Genomic DNA, 22,945 nt, shown 5'->3' with positions numbered 1-22,945 from the left:
ATGCACCTGCTGCGGACCCAGCCCGGCGGCTTCGTGCCGGATGACAGCATTGCCGACCTCGGCCAGACACCCGCCGAGCTGGTGATTCTCTGCAGCGGCGATTCACACCTGGCATTGCTCGCCGACACCGCCGAGCAATTGCCCGAAGGCTACCCCAGTCTGCGCCTGGCCAACCCGATGCAGGTGCAGAACCACGCCTCGGTCGATTTGTATGTCGACCAGGTGCTGCGCCATGCCAAGGTCATCCTGGTGTCGCTGCACGGTGGCGTTGGCTACTGGCGCTATGGCGTCGAGCAGCTGGTCGAGCTGGCCGCCCGTGGCGTGCAACTGATCCTGGTGCCGGGCGATGACCGCCCGGACCCGGAACTGACCAGCCTGGGCAGCGTCACCGGCGAGCAGGCCGAGCGCCTCTGGCATTACTTGCGCCAGGGCGGCAAGGCCAACGCCATCAACCTGTTCAACTGCCTGGCCAGCCAGTGGCTGGGCCGCGATTATGCCTGGGACGAGCCGCAACCCTTACCGCGCACCGCCGTGTATCACCCGGCCAAGGGTAGTGCCGTGCTGGAAGACTGGTACCCGCACTGGCATCCCGAACACCCGGTGGCGCCGTTGCTGTTCTACCGCTCGCACCTGCAGGCGGCCAACACTGCGTTCATTGATGTGTTTTGCCAGCGCCTCCAGGCTGCCGGGCTGAACCCGCTGCCGATTGCCGTGGCCAGCCTCAAGGAAAGCGCTTGCCTGGAGCAGGTCGAAGCCTGGCTGGACGAGGTCGGTGCCGAGGTGCTGGTCAATACCACCGGTTTTGCCTTGTCCAGCCCCGAGCGGCCCAACCTGCGCCCGTTCCGTCGCGACATCCCGGTGCTACAGGCCATTTGCGCGCAAGACAACCAGCCCGGCTGGGAAGCCAGCGAGCAGGGGCTGGGGGCACGTGACCTGGCGATGCACATTGCCTTGCCTGAACTGGACGGGCGCATCATTACCCGGCCTGTCAGTTTCAAGGACATGGCCTGGCGCAGCGAGCGCAGCCAGTCTGATGTGGTGTGCTACCGCGCCCACCCCGAACGCATGGACTTCGTTGCCGAACTGGCCCGCCGCTGGGTCGAGCTGGCGCGCCTGCCCAATGCCCAGAAGCGTGTGGCCCTGGTGTTGGCCAACTACCCGACCCGCGATGGCCGCATTGGCAATGGCGTCGGCCTGGACACGCCCGCTGCCGCGCTGAACATCCTCAAGGCACTTCAGGCCGAGGGCTATCCGCTGGCGGGTCTGCCGGGCAGTGGCACGCAGCTGATCCACCAGTTGCTTGGCGGCGTCACCAACGACCTCGACCACCTCGACCAGCGCCCCTGCGCCCAGAGCCTGAGCCTGGCGGACTACCAGGCCGCGTTCGAGCGCCTGCCACAGGCCAACCGCCAGGCCGTGCTGGAACGCTGGGGGCCACCCGAGCAGGACCCGATGTACCGCGGCGGCAGGCTGATGGTCGCCGGCCTGCGCTATGGCCTGACCTTCGTCGGCATACAGCCGGCCCGCGGTTATCAGGTAGACCCCAGCGCGGTCTACCACGACCCGGACCTGGTGCCGCCGCACGGCTACCTGGCGTTTCACTTCTGGCTGCGCCATGCCTTTGCCGCCGATGCGGTGATCCACGTGGGCAAGCACGGCAACCTCGAATGGCTGCCCGGCAAGGGTGTCGGCCTGTCGGCGCAGTGCTGGCCAGACGCTTTGCTGGGCCCGCTGCCGAACATCTACCCGTTCATCGTCAACGACCCGGGCGAGGGCGCTCAGGCCAAGCGTCGCACCCAGGCAGTGATCATCGACCACCTGATGCCGCCCCTGACCCGCGCCGAAACCTATGGCCCGCTGCGTCACCTGGAACAGCTGGCCGACGAGTTCTACGAGGCACAGATGCTCGACCCGCGCCGAGCCCGGGAGTTGCAGCGCGACATCCTGGAACTGGTCAAGGCCAACCACATCGACCGTGAGCTGCAACTGGAAGGCCAACTGGACGATGCTGCCGTGTGGCTGCCGCGCCTGGACACCTACCTGTGCGATCTTAAGGAATCACAGATTCGCGACGGCCTGCACGTGTTCGGCCAGTCGCCTGAAGGCCGCTTGCGCCTGGATACCTTGCTGGCGCTGCTGCGGGTGGAGCGTGGCGACGGTCGCGGCGGCAATGCCAGCCTGCTGCGGGCGTTGGCCAAGGCGCTGGTGCCAGGTTTCGACCCGCTCGATTGTGAGCTGGGGCAACCGTGGCAGGGCATACGCCCAGAGCAGTTGCAGGCCATGAGCAGCGAGCCCTGGCGCACCTGTGGGGATACCCGCGAGCGCCTTGAACTGCTGGCGCTGCACGTGATCGGGCAGGCGCTGGAAGGCAACGCACAGTTACCCGCGCTGAGCGAATGGCAGCCGGTGCACGACGTGATCCAGGCCTTGCGCGACGCCGTCGCTCCCAGCCTGGACGCCTGCGGCATCGCCGAAATGAACGGCTTGCTGGCAGCGCTGGCCGGCCGCTTCGTACCGGCCGGCCCCAGCGGTGCGCCCAGCCGTGGGCGCCTCGACGTGCTGCCCACCGGGCGCAACTTCTATACCGTGGACGTGCGCAACCTGCCCACCACCACGGCCTGGCGCCTGGGCTTTGCCTCGGCCAGCCTGATCCTCGAGCGCCACCTGCAGGACCACGGCGACCACCTGCGCCAGCTCGGCCTGTCGGTGTGGGGCACGGCGACCATGCGCACCGGCGGCGACGACATCGCTCAGGCCATGGCGCTAATGGGCGTGCGGCCGGTGTGGGCCACTGGCAGCCAGCGCGTCGACGACTTTGAAATCCTGCCGCTGAGCCTGCTTGACCGCCCGCGGGTGGATGTGACCTTGCGTGTTTCCGGCTTTTTCCGTGACGCCTTCGGCAACCTTATCCGCCTGTTCGATGCAGCCGTGCAGGCCGTCGCGGCACTGGACGAACCCGACGACCTCAACCCCCTGGCCGCGCGCGTACGCAGCGAGCGTGTGGCACTGCAAACGCAGGGTGTGGACGCCGAGCAGGCCGCGCGCCAGGCCGGCTGGCGGGTGTTCGGTGCCAAGCCCGGTGCTTATGGTGCCGGGGTACAGAACGCCATCGACGGGCGCTTGTGGCACGACCGTGACGACCTGGCCGAGGTCTACCTCAACCATGGTGGTTACGCCTACGGCGCCAGTGACGAAGGCACCCCGGCCCGCGCCCAGTTCGCCCAGCGCCTGGCCACGGTGCAGGCGGTGCTGCAGAACCAGGACAACCACGAGCACGACCTGCTCGATTCCAACGATTACTACCAGTTCCAGGGCGGCATGCTGGCCGCGTCGGAAACCTTGTCCGGTGCAGCAGTGGCCAGTTACCACGGCGACCACAGCCAGGCCGACCGGCCACGCATCCGCACCCTCAAGGAGGAGCTGAACCGAGTCATCCGCGCCCGTGCCCTCAACCCCAAGTGGATCGACGGAGTCAAGCGCCACGGCTACAAGGGTGCTTTCGAGATGGCGGCGACGGTCGACAACCTGTTCGCCTTCGACGCCACCACGCACCTGATCGACGACCATCATTACCAGGGGCTGGCCGATGCCTACGTGCTCGACCCGGCCACCCGCGACTTCATGCGCGAGCACAACCCCGAGGCCCTGCGCGACCTTACCGAGCGCCTGCTGGAGGCCCAGCAGCGTGGCCTGTGGCAGGCGCCGGGCGACTACCGCGAAGCCCTTGAGGCGCAACTGCTCGACGGCGAGGAACAGGCTTGAAATGAGTGAACCCGTACAATTCCCGCTGGCCGCAGTGGTCGGTGCCGACGACCTGAAACTGGCGCTGTGCCTGACCGCCATCGACCCCAGGATCGGCGGCGTGCTGATCGAAGGGCCACGCGGCATGGCCAAGAGCACCCTGGCCCGCGGCCTGGCCGACCTGCTTGGCGAGGGTCCGTTCGTCACCCTGCCGCTTGGCGCCAGCGAAGAGCGGCTTGTCGGTACCCTCGATCTGGATGCCGCACTGGGGCAGGGCAAGGCGCAGTTTTCCCCGGGTGTGCTGGCCCAGGCCGACGGCGGCGTGTTGTATGTCGATGAGGTCAACCTGCTGCCTGACACCTTGGTCGACCTGTTACTCGATGTGGCGGCCAGTGGCACCAACCGCATCGAGCGCGATGGCATTTCGCACCGGCACAGCGCCCGCTTCGTGCTGATCGGCACCATGAACCCGGAAGAGGGTGAACTGCGCCCGCAGTTGCTTGACCGGTTTGGCCTGAACGTCGCCCTTGAAGGCCTGCCTGAGCCTGAAGCCCGTCAGCAGATCATTCGCCGTCGGCTGGCCTTCGACAGCGACCCGCAGGCCTTCTGCGCGCAATGGGCTGCGGCCCAGGCGCAACTGCGTGAACGCTGCCAGGCGGCGCGCCATGCCTTGGATGGCATTGCCCTGGATGATCAGGCGCTGGCGTGGATCACCGAGCGCTGCTACGCCGCGGGTGTCGACGGCCTGCGCGCCGACCTGGTCTGGCTGCGTGCCGCGCGCGCCCATTGCGCCTGGCGCGGTGGTGCGGCCATCGAGGAAGCGGATGTCGATGCCGTGGCCGAGTTTGCCTTGCGCCATCGCCGGCGCGTTCCCCCCCAGGCCAACCCGCCGGCGGCGCCGCAACAGCCCGAACAGCAGGGTTCAGGCAGCCCCGGCGAACAGGGCGGGCAGGGTGACTGGGGGGCATTGCCGGCACTTCCGGTAGCCAGCGGCGCGCGGCGTGAGGTGCCGAACTGGGCAAAAAAGCCCTGAGCATTCGCCAGCCACCTGCCAAAGGGGCGGATGCCAGACCAGGCGCGGGCAGGCAGGCCGGGGCCAGCCGTGGCCGGGCGCGCAGTGCGGCGGCCGGGCGAGTGGCCTGGCTGCCGACATTGCTCAAAGGGCGACCACGCCTGCGCCAGGACTTATGCTGGCAACTGCGCCAGGCCAAACCCGCAGAGCTGTGGCTGGTGATTGTCGATGCTTCGGCCTCGACCCGTCGCCATCAGGCGCTGGCGCAGACCAAAGGGCTGCTGGCGGCCCTGTTCGACCAGGCCTATCGCCAGCGCGCCCGGCTCGCCCTGCTGACCGCCAGCGGGCGCACGCCACAATGGCAGCGCCATGGTCTGAAGGCTTCGGCGGCCTTGCAGCCCTGGCTGCAAGCCTTGGGCGCCGGTGGTGGTACGCCGCTGATCGCCGCACTGGAACAGGCACGGCACTGGCTACAGGCACGCCAGCGTGCCCACCCGGAAGAGGCGTTGCGTTGCCTGGTGTTTACCGATGGTCGGCTGCAGCATTGGAACACCGTACAGCCCATGCCCTGCGCAACTTTATTGGTGGATATGGAACTGGCGCCCGTTCGTCTTGGGCGCGCACAGCGTCTGGCTGAGCAATTGCAGGCCGATTACCAGCACTTGCAGCAATTCAAAGTCTTGGGCTGAGTCGGAGTGGCGCGACACTATGTCGCAATAGAGAAAGTTGCCAGGGCAGCAACTTTGCATTCGAACAAGTGCGTGGCGATGCACGCACTTGGTTTGCCGGGTGCTATTACTTAGGCATCGACCATGGTTGCAGGTCGTAGCCTTTTTCGCACAGTTCGGCGCGCACTTCCTCGATCAGGCTGGCCCATTGGGCAGGGTCGGAATAGATACGCGAGGACACCTGCTTGCTGCCGATGCGGGTGCTGGTCCGGTCGATCACTGCCAGGCTTAGCTCACCAGTACCGTTGGGTGCATCCCAGGCTACGCACTGGAAAGGTTCGAAGGCGTGGTCGGCAATCAGCAGTGCTTCGTTGACACGGAGCGGGGCATTCATGGTTCGGTCTCTCTATGGTCCCAAACATCGAAGTTAAGTCCGCGTTGCTTCAAAGTCGCCTCATTCATCGCGAAGTGCAGCGCGGGGTTATGTGTACTGATGCTCGTTGTCCGGGGGCAAGTCACACAATAGGTGTAAATTTTTTTGTCAGGGGCAAATCCGTTGTTGCCTGCGCCGCCATGTGATGTCGATAAAACGCGAAAATTCCCGTGGCACTTTGTAAAAAAATGCGTCGGCAGACAGACGGTACTGGGAACTGTCAACTTCGTTGCTACTGTTTAACAGGCGCCACAACTTGCTGTTTTACTTCATAAAACCAAAAACTGGCGCCAAGGATCGGTCATGCTACAGCTTGCCGCTCAACGCCGTTTGCTCATCGTCGACCCCTGCGACGACTGCCACCGTTTGTTGCCTGGCCTGCGAAACGCAGGTTGGGATGTAGACAGCTGCATGCTCGGCGCGGCGCTGGATCATCCTTGTGACGTGGGCTTGTTGCGCTTGCAGGCTTCGCACCTGAGGCAACCGGATGCGGTCAAGGACATGATCAAGCGCAGTAACACCGAATGGATCGCCGTGCTCAGCGCCGAACAGTTACGGATGCCGGCATTCGGCGATTTCGTCTGCGAATGGTTCTTCGATTTCCATACCTTGCCGTTCGATGTCTCCCGTGTGCAGGTCACCCTGGGCCGGGCCTTCGGCATGGCGCGCCTGCGTGGCAAAGGGGCAGCCAAGGTGGATGAGTCCACCCACGAACTGCTGGGCGAAAGCCGCCCCATTCGAGACCTGCGCAAGCTGCTGGGCAAGCTGGCGCCCACCGAGTCACCTGTGTTGATCCGTGGTGAAAGCGGTACCGGCAAGGAGCTGGTGGCCCGTACCCTGCACCGGCAGTCGCAACGTAGCGAGCAACCGTTCATCGCCATCAACTGCGGCGCCATTCCCGAGCACCTGATCCAGTCGGAACTGTTCGGCCATGAAAAAGGCGCCTTTACCGGGGCCCACCAACGCAAGACCGGGCGCATCGAGGCGGCCCATGGCGGCACGCTGTTTCTCGATGAAATCGGTGATTTGCCACTGGAGCTGCAAGCCAACCTGCTGCGCTTCTTGCAGGAGAAGCATATCGAGCGGGTGGGCGGCAGCCAGCCGATCCCGGTGGATGCCCGCGTGCTGGCCGCGACCCATGTGGACCTGGAAAGGGCCATCGAGCAGGGGCGTTTTCGTGAAGACTTGTATTACCGCCTGAATGTGTTGCAAGTGGTGACCGCGCCACTGCGTGACCGGCATGGTGACTTGTCGATGCTGGCCAGCCATTTTGCCCATTTCTACAGCCTGGAAACCGGGCGCAGGCCGCGCTCGTTCAGCGACCATGCCCTGGCGGCCATGGGCAGGCATGACTGGCCGGGCAACGTGCGTGAACTGGCCAACCGCGTACGACGTGGCCTGGTGCTGGCCGAAGGCCGACAGATCGAAGCGCAGGACCTGGGCCTGCTGACCATCGACCAGGGGCAACAGCCGCTGGGTACGCTGGAAGAGTACAAGCAACGGGCCGAGCGCCAGGCGTTGTGCGACGTGCTTAACCGGCACAGCGATAACATGAGCGTGGCGGCCAAGGTGCTGGGGATATCGCGGCCAACCTTTTACCGGTTGCTGCACAAGCACCAGATCCGCTGACCTGCGCGATTCCTGTAGGAGCGGCCTTGTGTCGCGATCGGGCGCGAAGCGGCCGAAATTCAGGCGCCGCCGTTTGTCAGACAGTTACGGGATGCAGATTTGGCGGCCGCTTCGCGCCCGATCGCGACACAAGGCCGCTCCTACAGGTATCGCATGAGCTCCTGGTTTCACAATTATTAACAAAGTATCAGATGAGACAAAATTGACTCATTTTGCGCTCATGCCTATCATCCGAGCCGTTTTTCCATTTAAAGCTCGGGTGAATCATGAGCAACTTGCGTGCAATAGGAATGGCCAGTTGCCTGGCGGCGGCCGTCGTCCTGGCCGGCTGCGGCGAAGCTGAAGCGCCGCCGACCGAGGCACAGAACGCCTTGCCAGTCCAGACCGTAACGGTCGCCAGCGAACCCCTGACCCTGGCGGCAACCCTGCCTGGCCGGGTCGAACCCATGCGCGTGGCCGAGGTGCGTGCCCGGGTGGCAGGCATCGTCCTGCACAAGGGTTTTGAAGAGGGCGCCGACGTCAAGGCCGGCGACGTGCTGTTCCAGATCGACCCGGCCCCGTTCAAGGCTGCCCTGGCTCGCGCCGAAGCCGACCTGGCCCGGGCCCAGTCGGTTATGTTCGAAGCCCAGGCGCGGGTGCAGCGCTACCAGCCGTTGGTGAAGATACAGGCCGTCAGCCAGCAGGATTTCGACACTGCCAGTGCCAACCTGCGCAGTGGCCAGGCCGCCGTGCGTTCGGCCCGGGCTGATGTCGAGACGGCACGCCTGAACCTGGGCTACGCCACGGTCAAGGCACCGATTTCCGGGCGCATTGGCCGGGCGCTGGTCACCGAAGGGGCGCTGGTGGGGCAGGGCGACGCCACGCTGATGGCGCGCGTGCAGCAACTGGACCCGATCTACGTCGATTTCACCCAGTCCGCCGCCGACGCCCTGCGCCTGCGCCAGGCGCTGAAGGACGGTGCACTGGCCGCCGGCGACCAGCAGGCCCTGACGGCCCGGGTAGAAGGCACCGACTACGAGCGCCAGGGCGCACTGATGTTCACGGATATCGCGGTGGACCGGGGCACTGGCCAGGTCACCCTTCGCGGTCGCTTCGACAATGCCGATGGCATCTTGCTGCCGGGCATGTATGTGCGCGTGCGCACCCCCCAAGGCACCGACAACCAGGCCATCCTGGTACCGCAGCGCGCCATTCAGCGCGGTAGCGACGGCGAGGCCCGGGTAATGCTGGTGGGCATCGGCGGGGTTGCCGAGGCGCGCAGTGTGCGCACAGGTGTGATGCACGGCGCCCGCTGGCAGGTCACCGAAGGCCTGCACCCCGGTGACCAGGTGATCGTCGGCAGCCCTGCCGGCCTGGCTCCGGGCATGTCGGTAACACCGGCCCCGGCGCAACAAGCCGCCGTACGCTGAGGCGAGGGTAACGCGATGTCCAAGTTCTTCATCAAACGGCCGAATTTTGCCTGGGTCGTGGCGCTGTTCATTTCCCTGGCCGGGCTGCTGGTAATCCCCACGCTGCCGGTGGCCCAGTACCCCAACGTGGCGCCACCACAAATCACCATCACCGCCACCTACCCGGGCGCTTCGGCCAAGGTCCTGGTGGATTCGGTCACCAGCATCATCGAAGAGTCGCTCAACGGCGCCAAGAACCTGCTGTACTTCGAGTCCACCAACAACTCCAACGGCATGGCCGAAGTGGTGGTCACTTTCGAGCCGGGTACCGACCCGGAGCTGGCCCAGGTCGATGTGCAAAACCGCCTTAAAAAGGCCGAGGCACGCATGCCGCAGGCGGTGATCACCCAAGGCATCCAGGTCGAGCAGACCAGTGCCGGCTTCTTGCTGATCTACGCGCTCAGTTACAAGGAAGGCGCTGGCAAGGCCGACACCACGGCGTTGGGCGACTACGCGGCGCGCAACATCAACAATGAGCTACGCAGGGTACCGGGTGTAGGCAAGTTGCAGTTCTTCTCGTCGGAAGCGGCCATGCGCGTCTGGGTCGACCCGCAGAAGCTGGTGGGCTACGGGCTGTCGATCGATGACGTGAGCAACGCCATTCGCGGGCAGAACGTGCAGGTGCCTGCCGGCAGCTTCGGCAGTGCGCCGGGCAGCAGCCAACAGGAACTCACCGCCACCCTGGCCGTGCAAGGTACCCTGGACGACCCACAGGCGTTTGGCCGTGTGGTGCTACGAGCCAACCCGGACGGTTCGTTGGTGCGCCTGGCCGATGTCGCCCGCCTGGAAGTGGGCATGGAAAGCTACAACTTCGCTTCGCGCCTGAACGGCAAGCCAGCCGTGGCCGGCGCGGTGCAGCTGGCGCCGGGCGCCAATGCGCTGAAAACCGCCGAGCTGGTCAAGGATCGCCTGGCCGAGCTGAGCGCGTTCTTCCCCGAGGGCGTCGAGTACTCGGTGCCGTATGACACCTCGCGCTTTGTCGACGTGGCCATTGAAAAGGTCATTCACACCCTGCTCGAAGCCATGGTCCTGGTGTTTCTGGTGATGTTCCTGTTCCTGCAGAACATCCGCTACACCTTGATCCCGTCGATCGTGGTGCCCGTGTGCCTGCTGGGTACGTTGATGGTGATGAAACTGCTGGGCTTCTCGGTGAACATGATGACCATGTTCGGCATGGTGCTGGCCATCGGCATTCTGGTGGACGACGCCATCGTGGTGGTGGAGAACGTCGAACGGATCATGGCCGAGGAGGGGCTGTCGCCCGTCGATGCCACCGTCAAGGCCATGGGCCAGGTCTCGGGTGCGATCATCGGCATCACCCTGGTGCTGTCGGCGGTGTTCATGCCGCTGGCGTTCATGTCTGGTTCGGTGGGGGTGATCTACCAGCAGTTCTCGCTGTCATTGGCAGTGTCGATCCTGTTCTCGGGCTTTCTGGCGCTCACCTTCACCCCGGCCCTGTGCGCCACGCTGCTCAAGCCGGTGGCCCCCGGGCACCATGAGAAGCGCGGTTTCTTCGGCGCCTTCAACCGTGGCTTTGCCCGGCTGACCGAGCGTTATTCGGTCATGAACACAACCTTGGTACGGCGTGCCGGCCGCTACATGCTGGTGTATGTCGGCATCCTGGCGATGCTCGGCTACTTCTACCTGCGTTTGCCGGAGTCCTTCGTGCCGGTTGAAGACCAGGGCTACGCGATTGTCGACGTGCAGTTGCCGCCGGGGGCCAGCCGTGTGCGCACCGACGCGACCGGGCAGGCCCTGGAGCAGTTCCTGATGTCGCGTGAAGCACTGGCGTCGGCGTTCATGGTCAGCGGCTTCAGCTTCTCGGGCATGGGCGAGAACGCCGCGCTGGCGTTCCCTACCTACAAAGACTGGTCGGTACGTGGCGCCGGGCAATCGGTGGACGCCGAAACCCAGGCGATCAATGCGCAGTTCGCCGGTTACGGCGATGGCACGATCATGGCGGTCAACCCGCCACCCATCGATGGCCTGGGCAATGCCGGTGGCTTTGCCCTGCGCCTGCTCGACCGCGGCGGCCTGGGCCGTGAAGCGTTGCTGGCGGCCCGTGACAAGATCCTTGGCGAGGCCAACGGCAACCCGGTCATCTTGTACGCAATGATGGAAGGGCTGGCCGAGGCGCCGCAACTGCGCGTCGATATCGACCGGGAAAAGGCCCGCGCCCTGGGGGTGGCCTTCGAGACCATCAACAGCACCCTGGCCACTGCGTTTGGCTCGGCGGTGATCAATGACTTCGCCAACGCCGGCCGGCAACAGCGGGTGGTGGTGCAGGCGGAGCAGGGCGAACGCATGACGCCGGAGAGCGTGCTGCGCCTTTACGCGCCGAACGCCGATGGCCAGCAGGTGCCGTTCAGCAGCTTCGTTACCACCCGCTGGGAAGAAGGGCCGGTACAGATCGTGCGCTACAACGGCTACCCGTCGATCCGTATTTCCGGGGATGCCGCACCGGGCTACAGCACCGGCCAGGCCATGGCCGAGATGGAGCGCCTGGTCAGCGAGTTACCGCCGGGTATCGGCTATGCCTGGACTGGCTTGTCCTACCAGGAAAAGGTCTCCAGCGGCCAGGCCAGCAGCCTGTTCGCCTTGGCGATCCTGGTGGTGTTCCTGCTGCTGGTGGCGCTGTACGAAAGCTGGGCCATCCCGCTGACGGTGATGCTCATCGTGCCGATTGGCGCGCTGGGGGCGGTGCTGGCGGTGATGGTTACCGGCATGCCCAACGATGTGTACTTCAAGGTCGGCCTGATCACCATCATCGGCCTGGCGGCGAAGAACGCCATCCTGATCGTCGAGTTCGCCAAGGAGCTATGGGAGAAGGGTTACAGCCTGCGGGACGCCGCCATCGAGGCTGCACGCCTGCGCTTCCGGCCCATTGTGATGACCTCGATGGCCTTCATTCTTGGCGTTGTGCCCCTGGCCATCGCCAGCGGTGCCGGTGCTGCCAGCCAGCGGGCGATTGGTACCGGGGTGATTGGCGGCATGCTCAGCGCCACGTTGCTGGGTGTGGTGTTCGTGCCGATCTGTTTTGTCTGGGTGCTGTCGCTGCTCAAGCGCAAACCGGCGCCGCCGGCCCAAGCTCCTTTGGTTGGATGATCCAGCCGTTTCGGCCCCTGGGACCCGTGCCCAGGGGCCTTTTTTTTGTCAGGACGCAGGCCGGGCCTGTGCGCCTTGCAGGAACAATTGCTCCAGCGCCAGCGCCGAATTGGCACTGGCCGCGCGGCCGCGCCGCTCGGCGTCGACCATGCCGTAGATCTGGGTGATGAACATCTCGGTGAATACGGCAGCGCTGATGTCGATACGCAACACACCCATTTGCTGCGCACGCAGGAAGAACGCATCCATCGCCTGGGTGTAGGCCAGCCAGCGGCGGTCTTCGCTGTCACCCAGCAAGGTGTCGGGGCGGTACTGGAACATCAGGAACACCAGCATCTCGCGGTGCTTGAGGTGCTCGGCAATCAGGTGGCGCACTGCGGCCAGGGGTTCGGCCGTGTCCAGGGCGGCATTGTCGATTACCTGGTTGAGCACCCGCTCGCCATGGTTCTCGAGCATGGCGACCAGGTTATCGCGGGTGCCGCAGAAGCGGTGCAGGGTGGCTTTGCTGACGCCAGCGGTTTCGGCCAGCTCCTTGAGGGTGGCGCGGGGGTGGACCACGATGGCGTGGGCCAGGGCCTTGAGCAGGCGTTCATCGTGCGGGGTGGGGTGCATCGGCATGCCTCGCGTGGGTTGCATGGCGATTATTGTGCAGGAACTGAGAGGGGGATCAAGTGCCGAAGTCTCATTTGAGACTTTTTTGTGTCTTTGCTGGCCTCTTCGCGGGCATGCCCGCTCCCACAGATGCTGCACAGCCATGGAGGCTGTGGATATTCCCTGTGGGAGCGGGCGAGCCCGCGAAAGGGCCCTTACAGGCTAACGATCAATGCATCCCGCGCGGAATGGTCTTCAGCAGGTCTTCCGGGCTGATATGCCCGACCACCTGGGCCACCGCGCTGCCTGGGGTCGGCAGGTCGATGATGTGGCTCTTCATCTTGCCGACCACATGCATTTCGCAGGGTTTGCAGTCGAATTTCAGGGTCAGCACCTCGTCACCCTGAATCAGCTGCATCGGTGCCACCTTGGTGCGCACGCCGGTCACGCCTTTGGCCTGCTTGGGGCACAGGTTGAAGGAGAAGCGCAGGCAATGCTTGGTGATCATCACCGGCACTTCGCCGTGCTCTTCATGGGCCTCGTAGGCCGCGTCGATCAGTTGCACGCCATGCCGGTGGTAGAAGTCGCGGGCCTTCTGGTTGTACACGTTGGCCAGGAACGACAGGTGCGACTCGGGGTACACCGGCGGCGGCGTGGTTTCAGCTTTGCGCCCGCCACGTGGGTGCGCCTTGATACGCGCCTCGGTCAGCGCCTCGATGGCTTCACGGCGCAGGGCCTTGAGCTGCGAGTTGGGGATGAAGTACGCCTGCGGCGCGTCCAGTTCGATGCTGCTGGCGTGGTACATCGTGGTACCCAGTTGGCCGAGCAGGTCGTGCAACTGGTCCAGTGCCTGCTGCGGCTTGTTGGCCTCGCCGAACGGGCCGTCCAGGGCCACCTGCACGCTGACGCCTTCCTCACTGCTCAGCGTCAGCATCAGGCGCTGCTCGCGCAGTACCGCATGCCACTCCACGCCAACCCGGCGCTCGGACGAGGTGCGTTGCAAAGCCTGCTGCCAGTTGTGGTCGAGGTTGCGCGACAGCGGGTGGTTGGGCCGCAGTTTATGCAAGCCTTCGGGCATTTCGTTGGGCTCGACACGGTAGCGGTAGCGCTTGTTGCCGTCTTCCTCGAACTCGCCACGCGGTTCGGCGATGTTGGCCCGGAAGCCCACCACTTCGCGCTTGACCAGTACATTGAGGCCGTCGCCGTTGGTCAGCGGTACATCGGTAATCACTTGCATGTCCCGCTTGCCGACCTTCTCCACCACGCCCACCGGCAGGCCGGTGAAGGTTGGCGAGTCGAAGGCACCGATATCGACCTTGCGGTCGGTAACGAAGTAATCGGTGCTGCCGCGGTGGAAGGTCTTGTCCGGGTCAGGCAGGAAGAAGTGCTCGGTACGGCCGCTGGATGCACGGGCATATTCCGGGCGGCCTTCGAGGATGGCGTCGAGCTCTTTGCGGTAGTGGGCGGTGATGTTTTTCACATAGCCCATGTCCTTGTAGCGGCCCTCGATCTTGAACGAGCGCACGCCGGCATCGACCAGGTCGGCCAGGTTGGCGGTCTGGTTGTTGTCCTTCATCGACAGCAGGTGCTTCTCGAACGCGACCACGCGGCCCTGGTCATCCTTCAGGGTGTAGGGCAGGCGGCAGGCCTGCGAGCAATCGCCCCGGTTGGCGCTGCGGCCGGTTTGCGCGTGGGAGATGTTGCACTGGCCGGAGAAGGCCACGCACAGCGCGCCGTGGATGAAGAACTCGATGGCAGCGTCGGTTTCGCTGGCGATGGCGCGGATTTGCTGCAAGTTCAGCTCCCGGGCCAGTACCATCTGGGAGAAACCGGCCTGGTCGAGGAACTTGGCCCGCTCCAGGGTGCGGATGTCGGTCTGGGTGCTGGCGTGCAGTTCGATCGGCGGGATATCCAGCTCCATCACCCCCAGGTCCTGCACGATCAGCGCGTCGACACCGGCGTCGTACAGCTGATGGATCAGCTTGCGCGCAGGCTCCAGCTCGTTGTCGTGGAGGATGGTATTGATGGTGGTGAACACGCGTGCGTGGTAGCGACGGGCGAACTCGACCAGTTCGGCGATGTCGCTGACTTCGTTGCAGGCGTTATGGCGCGCGCCAAAGCTTGGGCCACCGATGTAGATGGCATCGGCGCCGTGCAGGATCGCTTCACGGGCGATGGCCACGTCACGGGCAGGGCTGAGCAGTTCCAGGTGATTCTTTGGAAGGGACATGTCGTTATATTTTCGGGCTGTCACGGTTTAGGCGGGCATTGTAGCGGTGAAACGGGCTGGCGGCATCATCGGGGTGCCGGGAGGTGTATTGCCTGGACAAGCCTCATCGCCGGCAAGCCAGCTCCCACAGGTACAGCGCAGCTTTCAAGGCCTGCGCTGTACCTGTGGGAGCTGGCTTGCCAGCGATAAGGCCTTGGCAGGTAAATCAGCGCTTGGCGGCCATCGCCGTCACTTCGACGCGCATGCCTTCAAACGCCAGCGACGCCACACCCACTGCAGCCCGCACCGGCCAAGGCTTGCTGAAGAAGCGCTGATACACCTCGTTGAACGCGGCGCGGTCAGCCATGTCGGTCAGGTAGATGGTCAGGTGCAGCACGCGGTCCATGCCGCTGCCGGCCTTTTCCAGCGCCACTTTCAGCGCCTGCAGGGTGCATTCGCTTTGCGCGACGATATCGCCCAGTTCCAGGCTGCCATCGGCGTGGGTCGGGATCTGCGTGGTAACCAGCACGCCGTTGTACTCGGCGACGTCGGACGAAATCGACTCGGCGTCCGGGTCCGGGGTGTAGATGATGTCTGCTTGTGCCATGGTGTGTTTTGCCTTGCAACGGAAGGAAAGCGGCAAGCCTACGCGAGCAGGCGGGTCCGGTCGAGGGTGCCCCGGTGTTTGAAATACGCCGCGTTCGCCGTCAGAATCGCGCCCCATTGCAAAGCCGGGGGCACACTTTGAACGAACAGACTTTGTCCAGGCGCCTGGAGCGCGTGGCTGCACATGTGCCGCAGGGCGCGCGCCTGGCTGACATCGGCTCCGACCATGGCTTTCTGCCAGTGGCGTTGATGCTGCGTGGCGTGATCGAGGCCGGGGTGGCAGGCGAGGTGGCGCAGACGCCGTTCGCTTCGGCTCAGCGCACTGTGCTCAGGAACGGCCTGCAGGCCTACATCACCGTGCGCCTGGCCGATGGCCTGGCTGCGGTCGAGCCGCAAGACCGTATCTCGGTGGTCAGCATCTGCGGCATGGGTGGCGAAACCATGTGCGAGATCCTGGAGGCCGGCAAGCAGCGCTTGGCGGGTGTCACGCGCCTGGTGCTGCAGCCCAATGGCGCTGAGTGCGAGTTGCGCCAGTGGCTGGCGGGTAATGGCTACCAGATCGTCAGCGAAGAACTGCTGCGGGAAAACCGCTTCGACTACGAAATCATCGTCGCCGAGCCGGGCGGGGCAGCGTACACCGCTGAACAGCTGTACTTCGGCCCGGTGCTGATGCAGGAAAAAAGCGAGGCGTTTCTGGTGAAGTGGCGGCGCATGCTGAAGCAGAAGCAGCAAACCCTGGCCAATTTCGAACGTGCCCGCGATGCGGTGCCTCAGGTAAAGATTGACGCCTTCAACCAGCAGGTGGCCTGGATCACCCAGGTGCTGGCGTGACTTACTGCTGCGAGCAGTTGCCCATTTCGCGGTAGTCTACTTCGCGTTTCTGGCCCTGGTGGTCCACATACACCATGTGCGCGGTACCCACCTGGCAGTCGGCGGCGTTGCTGGCCGGGGTGATGGAGATCACTTTGGCCACATCCAGCGGCATCCCGTACTCATAGTTGGCGCTGCTGCTGACCGGTTGGCTGTTACCTGCATCGGCAAAGGCACCGAACGAGCCGAGGGCAGCGGCAACGGCAATTACAGCGATCGAACGTTTCATGGCAGGCTCCTTTCTTCAATGTATGACATATGATCTATTCATTGGTCATTCACAATAAATGGGCTAGTCCGTGATAGATTCCTGCCTGTAACGCAAGAATAAGACCGAACAAGGAGCACACCTTCATGGACATGCTGCATGCCATGCGTACCTTTGCCCGTGTGGTGGAATGTGGCAGCTTCGCTGCAGCTGCCAATGCCCTGGACATCTCTGCGGCGCAGGTTTCGCGCATTGTCGCGGAACTGGAAAACCAGCTCCAGACGCGCCTGCTGCACCGCACCACGCGGCGCCTGCGCATGAGCGAGGCGGGCGAGCGGTTTCTCGAGCGGGCGCGGCAGATCATGCTGCTGACCGAAGAGGCAGTCGGCGAAGCCCGTGGCGCGCACCTGACCCCACGTGGCCACCTGCGTTTGCATTGCCCGCACGGGCTGGGGCTGTTACTGATGCCGCTGGTGGCTGGCTATAACGCGCTGTTTCCGGACGTGGTGATCGAACTGACCCTGTCCCAGCGCAACCCCGACCCGCTGGCCGAAGGGCATGACGTGGTGATTACTGTGGACGGCGCGCTGCCGGATTCGCAGCTGATAGCCGTGCCGTTGGGCAACATTTTCAGCATCCCCTGCGCGGCCCCCGCTTACCTGGAAACCCATGGTGTGCCCGAGCGCCCCGAAGACTTGCACAACCACCGCTGCCTGCGCATGGCCTACCCGATGTATGAAGGCGACTGGGTATTCCCGCAGGGGGTCGACCAGTGTGTGATCGCGCCGAACGACAGTTTCTCGACCAACGTCGCCGACGCCATGTTGGTGGCCAGCGAGCTGGGCATGGGCATCGGCCTGCTGCCGTTCTATACCGCCAGCCAGGCGATCGGGCAGGGGCGCTTGTGCCGGTTGTTGGCGCCGTACCGCCTGCGCGAAAGTGCGCTGTATGCGATGTATCCGTCACGGCACTACCTGGATGCCAAGGTGCGTACCTGGATCGATTACCTGAAAGAGCAGCTGCCGGCGTTGTTCGAGGGGCATGCGAAAGTGGTGGATGATGCGCGGTATTGGCGCTGAAAGACGGACCTGCGTTGTTGTGGGAGCAACTGTCTCATTCAAAATCTTCAAGCTCGCACAATCTCTGTGGGAGCGGGCGTGCCCGCGAAGCAGGCAACGCGGTGGATGGCACCGGCTTTGCCGGTGTTCGCGGGCACGTCGGATCGCCGCACCGCCGCTCCCACAGGGGTTCGCGCCAGCTTTTAGAAATTGAGCAAGACAGTTGCTCCCACAGACTGGACTGCGGCCGCCTTACTATAGGGGATAGTGCTTCAACTCCCGCGCAATCAGCATCCGCTGGATTTCGCTAGACCCTTCATAGATCTGCGTGATCCGCGCATCCCGGTAGTAGCGCTCCACCGGGTAATCCTCCAGGTAGCCATACCCGCCATGCACCTGGATCGCCATCGAGCACACCCGCTCGGCCATTTCCGAGGCGAACAGCTTGGCCTGTGACGCCTCCGACAGGCACGGCTTGCCGGCGCTGCGCAGGCGGGCGGCATGCAGGATCAGCAAGCGTGCGGCGTTCACCTGCACCTGCATGTCGGCCAGCAGGTTGGCGATGCTCTGGTGCTCGTTGATCGGCTTGCCGAACTGCACGCGGTCACGCGAGTACACCAGCGCCGCCTCGAACGCGGCACGGGCGATGCCCAACGCCTGGGCGGCGATGCCGATTCGGCCGCCTTCAAGGTTGGACAGGGCAATGGCCAGGCCCTTGCCACGCTCGCCAAGGAGGTTGGCAGCGGGGATGCGGCAGTTATCGAAGGTTACTGCGCAGGTATCGGAGGCGCGGATGCCCATCTTGTGTTCGCTGCGGTCTACCTTGAACCCCGGGTTGTCGGTGGGCACGAGGAACGCCGACAAACCCTTCTTGCCCAGTTCAGGGTCGGTCACCGCGAAGACGATGGCCAGGCCGGCGCGGCGGGCATTGCTGACGAACTGTTTGGCACCATTGATGACCCACTGGCCATCGACCAGTTCGGCACGGGTGCGCAGGTTGTGCGCTTCGGAGCCGGCCTGGGGCTCGGTCAGGCAGAAGCAGCCGATCACCTCGCCGCTGGCCAGGCGCGGCAGCCATTGCTGTTGCTGCTCGGCAGTACCGTAGGCCAGCAGCGGGCCGCAGCCCACCGAGTTGTGAATGCTCATCATCGCCCCGGTGGCGCCGCAGCCGGCAGCGATTTCTTCCACGGCCAGGGCGTAGGCGACGTAGTCGGTATAGCTGCCGCCAAAGTCCTCCGGCACCACCATGCCCAGCAGGCCCAGTTCGCCCATCTTGCGCACCACACCATCATCGATCCAGCCGGCCTTTTCCCAGGCTTGTGCATGCGGGGCGATTTCGCCACGGGCAAAGTCCCGGGCCATGTCGCGGATCATGATCTGTTCTTGGCTCAGTTCCAGGTCTTGCATCGGTGTACTCCCGGGCTCACAGGCCTTCGAAGAATTGGTCAACCCGCTGCTGCTGCAGCGCGGCCAGGGTCGGCGGGTTCCAGCGGGGCTGCTTGTCCTTGTCGACGATCAGGGCGCGTACCCCTTCGATGATATCGCCGTGCCGGAACCACTGGCGGTCCAGGTGCAGCTCCATGGCAAAGCAGTCGTCCAGGCCCAGGTGGCGGCCACGGCGCAGCATCTCCAGCGTAATCGCCATGGCCAGTGGCGAGCGGCTTTCCAGCTGGTCGGCAGTGGCGACGGCCCAGGCATGGCTGTCGCCGATGCTTACCGCACGCAGCTGCTCGACGATGGCTTGCACGGTAGGCAGGGCGAAAAAGTGGTCGATGACCGGGCGCAGTTTTTCCAGTGGCGCATCGTCCAGCACCTGCGTGCCCAGCTTGGCCAGCAGGTTCTGCAGGTCCTTGAGCGGGTTGTCGCCAAAACTCAGTTGGTCCAGGCCTTGGTCAAGGGCGGCGAGCTGGCCGCTGGCCAGGTACCAGTCGGCCAGGCCGCAGTACAGTGCGTCGGCCGCCTGGATCTGGGCGCCGCTGACGCCCAGGTAAGTACCCAGCTCGCCGGGGATGCGCGACAGGAAGTAGCTGCCGCCAACATCGGGGAAGTAGCCAATGCCGACCTCGGGCATGCCCAGCCGGCTGCGCTCGGTGACCACGCGCAGGTCGCAGCCTTGGGCCAGGCCCATGCCGCCGCCCAGGGTAAAGCCGTCCATCAGCACCAGCACCGGTTTGCGGTAGCGGTGGATGACCAGGTCGAGGGCGTATTCCTCGACAAAGAAGGTTTCATGCAGTGTGTCGCCGGCTTTGAAGCTGTCGTGCAGCGAGCGGATATCGCCCCCGGCGCAGAAGCCTTTGGGGCCCTCGCCGCGCAGTACCACGGCGCGCACGTGTGGGTCTTCGGCCCACTTGTCGAGGTGCTGGCGCAGGCTGCGGACCATGTCCAGGGTCAGGGCATTGAGGCCGGCGGGGCGGTTCAGGGTCAGGTGGCCGACCTGGTTGCGGACCTCGGCCAATACATGATCGGTTGCCGAGGCTTGAGCGTGCGCAGTCATTGCGTTCTCCCTGCTTTGTTATTGATTTTCCAAGTGAAGTCTGGAGTTCGCTGGAGGATCGCAGGATCCTGTCATGCGAATTTGCCTTGCACAATCGACAATTATGCAGGGGCATCGTGCATTTTTGCCGTGAGCCGGTCAGTTGGCTGGATCATTCATTAACCTTACCGTAATGAACGCGCTGCCAGCTTGATTGATCCGCCACGCAGCGCAGCCCTAAGGTGGCCCCCACGACAGCGAACCTGTGGAGCCACCATGACAATAACTCAGAATCCACCGCCGCAATGGTCGCGACGGCGCGCAGAAAAGCAGCGCCGTCTCGACCGGGTCCGTCACCTTGCCGACGGCGTGGTGCTGCCCACCGAACGTATCGTCGAAGCCCTCGAACTGCTGCTGGCCCCCGGCGACCGGGTGGTGCTGGAAGGCAACAACCAGAAGCAGGCCGACTTCCTCTCGCGCTCGCTGGCCAAGGTCGACCCCGGGCGTTTGCACGACCTGCACATGATCATGCCCAGCGTCAGCCGCGCCGAGCACCTGGACCTGTTCGAACGCGGCATCGCCCGCAAGCTCGACTTTTCCTTTGCCGGCCCGCAGAGCCTGCGCATCGGCCAACTGCTGGAAGATGGCCTGCTCGAAGTCGGTGCCATCCACACCTACATCGAGCTGTACTCGCGGCTGCTGGTCGACCTGATTCCCAACGTCACCCTGGTGGCCGGCTTCATGGCCGACCGCGACGGCAACCTGTATACCGGCCCCAGTACCGAAGACACCCCGGCACTGGTTGAGCCGGCGGCTTTCAGTGACGGCATCGTCATTGCCCAGGTGAACCGGCTGGTGGACCGTGTAGATGACCTGCCACGGGTCGACATTCCGGCATCCTGGGTCGATTTCGTGGTGGTCGCCGACCAGCCCTTCTATATAGAACCGTTGTTCACCCGCGACCCGCGCCACATCAAGCCGGTGCACGTATTGATGGCGATGATGGCCATTCGCGGTATCTACGAAAAACACCAGGTGCAGTCACTGAACCATGGCATTGGCTTCAATACCGCCGCCATCGAACTGATCCTGCCCACCTACGGCGAGTCCCTGGGCCTGAAAGGCAAGATCTGCCGCAACTGGACGCTTAACCCGCACCCCACGCTGATCCCCGCCATCGAGACCGGCTGGGTACAAAGCGTGCACTGCTTTGGCACCGAGCTGGGCATGGAGGACTACATCGCCCAGCGCCCGGACGTGTTCTTCACCGGGCGCGATGGCTCGCTGCGCTCCAACCGCATGATGTGCCAGCTGGCGGGGCAATATGCGGTCGACCTGTTCATCGGTGCCACGTTGCAAGTGGATGGCGATGGCCATTCTTCCACCGTTACCCGCGGCCGCCTGGCTGGCTTTGGCGGTGCACCGAACATGGGCCACGACCCGCGTGGCCGGCGCCACGCAACCCCGGCCTGGCTCGACATGACCGTGCCGCAGACCCTGCTGGAGCGCGGCCGCAAGCTGGTGGTGCAAATGGTCGAGACCTACCAGGAAGGCGGCAAGCCCACTTTCGTGGAAACCCTCGATGCCGTGGAAGTGGCCAAGAAAGCGGGCATGCCGCTGGCGCCGGTAATGATCTACGGCGACGACGTCACCCACCTGCTGACCGAGGAGGGCATTGCCTACCTGTACAAGGCCCGCAGCCTGGAAGAACGCCAGCAGATGATCGCCGCTGTGGCCGGCGTCACCGCCATCGGCCTGCGGCATGACCCGAAAGACACCCTGCGCATGCGCCAACAGGGCCTGATCGCCTTGCCCGAAGACCTCGGCATCCGCCGCACCGACGCCAGCCGCGAGCTGCTGGCCGCGCGCAGCATCGCTGACCTGGTCGAGTGGTCCGGCGGCCTCTACAACCCGCCTGCACGGTTCAGGAGCTGGTGATGAGCGCACTCGACTTGCAACCGCACCGGCTTCTTCGCGGGCACGCCCGCTCCCACAGTGGGTTTGCTGAACTTGATACCAATGCGATCCCTGTGGGAGCGGGCATGCCCGCGAAGAGGCCAGCCCAGACAACCCAGATCCAACTGCCAGACCATTTGGCCGACCTGGCCGTAGAAGCCCTGATCGACGAAGCCGACCTGTCCCCCAAACCAGGCCTCGTCGACCGCCGCAGCAACGGCGCCCACCACGACATGTCGCTGTCCCTGATGCACGCTTCGGCGCTGTCACTGTGGCCCTGCCTGCGGCAAATGGCCGAAGCCGCGCAAACCGTCGGCGAAATCAGCCAGCCCCTGCGTGCCTCACTCGGCCAACTCGGCCGCGAAGGCGAAGCCGCCATGCTCGCCACCACTGGCGGGGTAAACACCCACCGCGGCGCAATCTGGGCACTGGGCCTGCTGGTAGCGGCCACAGCCCTTGATACCCAGGCCAACGCCAGCACCCTGGCCGCCCGCGCCGGGCGCATTGCCGTGCTGGACGACCCGGCCATGGCCCCGCAAGACAGCCACGGCCAGCAGGTGCGCCGCCGCTATGGCACAAGCGGCGCCCGCGAACAGGCGCAACAAGGCTTCCCCGCGGTCATCGCGCACGGCTTGCCACAACTGCAACGCAGCCGTGCCGCCGGTGCCAGCGAGCCGCACGCCCGGCTCGATGCACTGTTGGCGATCATGGCTGTGCTCAGCGACACCTGCGTGCTCTGGCGCAGCGGCCCGGCCGGCCTGGCCAGTGTGCAGCAAGGTGCGCTGGCCGTGCTGGCCGAAGGCGGTAGCGCCAGCCTGGCCGGCCGCCGCCAACTGCGCCAGCTGGACCAGCACCTGCTGCACCTGAACGCCTCACCGGGCGGCGCCGCCGACTTGCTGGCCGCCTGCCTGTACCTCGACAAAGCCGGGAGCCTGTGA

17 protein-coding genes are annotated in these 22,945 nt (G+C 64.7%); 10 read left to right on the top strand and 7 right to left on the bottom strand.

The window, feature by feature from the left end; translation table 11 throughout:
• The 3 genes from cobN (at position 1) to ACIQUI_RS06115 (ending at position 5,442) form a co-directional block, all read left to right on the top strand.
• A complete protein-coding gene (gene cobN / locus ACIQUI_RS06125; protein WP_403195971.1) occupies positions 1-3,762 on the top strand; it encodes a cobaltochelatase subunit CobN in 3,762 nt (1,253 codons plus the stop codon).
• A 1-nt stretch (position 3,763) separates the two neighbouring features.
• Positions 3,764-4,774 carry an ATP-binding protein gene (locus ACIQUI_RS06120; RefSeq protein ID WP_403195968.1) on the top strand — a complete coding sequence of 337 codons (1,011 nt, stop codon included), beginning with the start codon at positions 3,764-3,766 and terminating at the stop codon, positions 4,772-4,774.
• Between the two features lie 101 nt (positions 4,775-4,875).
• Entirely contained in the window at positions 4,876-5,442 is a 567-nt protein-coding gene (locus tag ACIQUI_RS06115) for a VWA domain-containing protein (RefSeq protein WP_403195965.1), read from the top strand.
• 106 nt (positions 5,443-5,548) lie between these two features.
• Here ACIQUI_RS06115 and ACIQUI_RS06110 read toward each other — a convergent pair whose 3' ends face one another.
• Complete coding sequence (locus ACIQUI_RS06110) at positions 5,549-5,815, bottom strand: hypothetical protein (RefSeq protein ID WP_013972506.1); 267 nt, start codon at positions 5,813-5,815, stop codon at positions 5,549-5,551.
• Between the two features lie 342 nt (positions 5,816-6,157).
• On the opposite strand from ACIQUI_RS06110, the gene ACIQUI_RS06105 reads away from it, so the two are divergent.
• From ACIQUI_RS06105 to ACIQUI_RS06095, 3 genes are all read left to right on the top strand, one after another.
• Positions 6,158-7,483: a sigma 54-interacting transcriptional regulator gene (locus tag ACIQUI_RS06105; RefSeq protein ID WP_403195962.1), complete on the top strand. Its 1,326-nt coding sequence runs from the start codon at positions 6,158-6,160 to the stop codon at positions 7,481-7,483.
• A gap of 266 nt (positions 7,484-7,749) precedes the next feature.
• Positions 7,750-8,892 (top strand): MexC family multidrug efflux RND transporter periplasmic adaptor subunit, encoded by a 1,143-nt coding sequence (locus ACIQUI_RS06100; RefSeq protein ID WP_403195960.1) that lies wholly within the window; start codon positions 7,750-7,752, stop codon positions 8,890-8,892.
• 15 nt (positions 8,893-8,907) lie between these two features.
• Positions 8,908-12,036, top strand: coding sequence for a multidrug efflux RND transporter permease subunit (locus ACIQUI_RS06095; RefSeq protein WP_403195957.1), 3,129 nt, complete (start codon positions 8,908-8,910; stop codon positions 12,034-12,036).
• A gap of 48 nt (positions 12,037-12,084) precedes the next feature.
• On the opposite strand, the gene ACIQUI_RS06090 is transcribed toward ACIQUI_RS06095, so the two are convergent.
• From ACIQUI_RS06090 to ACIQUI_RS06080, 3 genes are all read right to left on the bottom strand, one after another.
• Positions 12,085-12,648, bottom strand: coding sequence for a TetR/AcrR family transcriptional regulator (locus ACIQUI_RS06090; protein WP_403196194.1), 564 nt, complete (start codon positions 12,646-12,648; stop codon positions 12,085-12,087).
• Positions 12,649-12,856: 208 nt separating this feature from the next.
• Entirely contained in the window at positions 12,857-14,857 is a 2,001-nt protein-coding gene (locus ACIQUI_RS06085; RefSeq protein ID WP_403195954.1) for a U32 family peptidase, read from the bottom strand.
• A 205-nt stretch (positions 14,858-15,062) separates the two neighbouring features.
• Entirely contained in the window at positions 15,063-15,443 is a 381-nt protein-coding gene (locus tag ACIQUI_RS06080) for a Rid family hydrolase (RefSeq protein ID WP_391133590.1), read from the bottom strand.
• 137 nt (positions 15,444-15,580) lie between these two features.
• Here ACIQUI_RS06080 and ACIQUI_RS06075 point away from each other — a divergent pair, with 137 nt between their 5' ends.
• Positions 15,581-16,273: a tRNA (adenine(22)-N(1))-methyltransferase gene (locus ACIQUI_RS06075; RefSeq protein WP_403195951.1), complete on the top strand. Its 693-nt coding sequence runs from the start codon at positions 15,581-15,583 to the stop codon at positions 16,271-16,273.
• Between the two features lies 1 nt (position 16,274).
• Here the strand turns inward: ACIQUI_RS06075 and ACIQUI_RS06070 are convergent, their stop codons facing one another.
• Positions 16,275-16,541: a DUF2790 domain-containing protein gene (locus ACIQUI_RS06070; protein WP_403195948.1), complete on the bottom strand. Its 267-nt coding sequence runs from the start codon at positions 16,539-16,541 to the stop codon at positions 16,275-16,277.
• A 125-nt stretch (positions 16,542-16,666) separates the two neighbouring features.
• On the opposite strand from ACIQUI_RS06070, the gene ACIQUI_RS06065 reads away from it, so the two are divergent.
• A complete protein-coding gene (locus tag ACIQUI_RS06065) occupies positions 16,667-17,599 on the top strand; it encodes a LysR family transcriptional regulator (RefSeq protein WP_403195946.1) in 933 nt (310 codons plus the stop codon).
• Between the two features lie 234 nt (positions 17,600-17,833).
• On the opposite strand, the gene ACIQUI_RS06060 is transcribed toward ACIQUI_RS06065, so the two are convergent.
• A complete protein-coding gene (locus ACIQUI_RS06060) occupies positions 17,834-18,985 on the bottom strand; it encodes an acyl-CoA dehydrogenase family protein (protein ID WP_403195943.1) in 1,152 nt (383 codons plus the stop codon).
• Between the two features lie 16 nt (positions 18,986-19,001).
• Positions 19,002-20,072, bottom strand: a complete 1,071-nt coding sequence (locus ACIQUI_RS06055) for an enoyl-CoA hydratase/isomerase family protein (RefSeq protein ID WP_403195940.1) — start codon at positions 20,070-20,072, stop codon at positions 19,002-19,004.
• 255 nt (positions 20,073-20,327) lie between these two features.
• Between ACIQUI_RS06055 and mdcA the strand changes: the two genes are divergently transcribed.
• Both mdcA and ACIQUI_RS06045 read left to right on the top strand, forming a co-directional pair.
• The gene (gene mdcA, locus ACIQUI_RS06050; RefSeq protein ID WP_403195939.1) at positions 20,328-21,989 is read left to right on the top strand and encodes a malonate decarboxylase subunit alpha; all 1,662 of its coding nucleotides are present in this window, start codon (positions 20,328-20,330) and stop codon (positions 21,987-21,989) included.
• A 104-nt stretch (positions 21,990-22,093) separates the two neighbouring features.
• The gene (locus tag ACIQUI_RS06045; RefSeq protein ID WP_403195937.1) at positions 22,094-22,945 is read left to right on the top strand and encodes a triphosphoribosyl-dephospho-CoA synthase; all 852 of its coding nucleotides are present in this window, start codon (positions 22,094-22,096) and stop codon (positions 22,943-22,945) included.

The organism is Pseudomonas sp. NPDC090592, assembly GCF_044769185.1.
In the GTDB taxonomy this organism is placed as follows: domain Bacteria; phylum Pseudomonadota; class Gammaproteobacteria; order Pseudomonadales; family Pseudomonadaceae; genus Aquipseudomonas.
The sequence above is the reverse complement of the archived record's forward strand: the minus strand, read 5'-3'. Positions and strand labels throughout refer to the sequence as shown.

Coding starts and splice junctions, on each gene's coding strand:
- cobN (WP_403195971.1), top strand. CDS start 1: ATGCACCTGCTGCGGACCCAGCCCGGCGGCTTCGTGCCGGATGACAGC.
- ACIQUI_RS06120 (WP_403195968.1), top strand. CDS start 3,764: ATGAGTGAACCCGTACAATTCCCGCTGGCCGCAGTGGTCGGTGCCGAC.
- ACIQUI_RS06110 (WP_013972506.1), bottom strand. CDS start 5,815: ATGAATGCCCCGCTCCGTGTCAACGAAGCACTGCTGATTGCCGACCAC.
- ACIQUI_RS06105 (WP_403195962.1), top strand. CDS start 6,158: ATGCTACAGCTTGCCGCTCAACGCCGTTTGCTCATCGTCGACCCCTGC.
- ACIQUI_RS06100 (WP_403195960.1), top strand. CDS start 7,750: ATGAGCAACTTGCGTGCAATAGGAATGGCCAGTTGCCTGGCGGCGGCC.
- ACIQUI_RS06095 (WP_403195957.1), top strand. CDS start 8,908: ATGTCCAAGTTCTTCATCAAACGGCCGAATTTTGCCTGGGTCGTGGCG.
- ACIQUI_RS06090 (WP_403196194.1), bottom strand. CDS start 12,648: ATGCACCCCACCCCGCACGATGAACGCCTGCTCAAGGCCCTGGCCCAC.
- ACIQUI_RS06085 (WP_403195954.1), bottom strand. CDS start 14,857: ATGTCCCTTCCAAAGAATCACCTGGAACTGCTCAGCCCTGCCCGTGAC.
- ACIQUI_RS06080 (WP_391133590.1), bottom strand. CDS start 15,443: ATGGCACAAGCAGACATCATCTACACCCCGGACCCGGACGCCGAGTCG.
- ACIQUI_RS06070 (WP_403195948.1), bottom strand. CDS start 16,541: ATGAAACGTTCGATCGCTGTAATTGCCGTTGCCGCTGCCCTCGGCTCG.
- ACIQUI_RS06065 (WP_403195946.1), top strand. CDS start 16,667: ATGGACATGCTGCATGCCATGCGTACCTTTGCCCGTGTGGTGGAATGT.
- ACIQUI_RS06060 (WP_403195943.1), bottom strand. CDS start 18,985: ATGCAAGACCTGGAACTGAGCCAAGAACAGATCATGATCCGCGACATG.
- ACIQUI_RS06055 (WP_403195940.1), bottom strand. CDS start 20,072: ATGACTGCGCACGCTCAAGCCTCGGCAACCGATCATGTATTGGCCGAG.
- mdcA (WP_403195939.1), top strand. CDS start 20,328: ATGACAATAACTCAGAATCCACCGCCGCAATGGTCGCGACGGCGCGCA.
- ACIQUI_RS06045 (WP_403195937.1), top strand. CDS start 22,094: ATGCCCGCGAAGAGGCCAGCCCAGACAACCCAGATCCAACTGCCAGAC.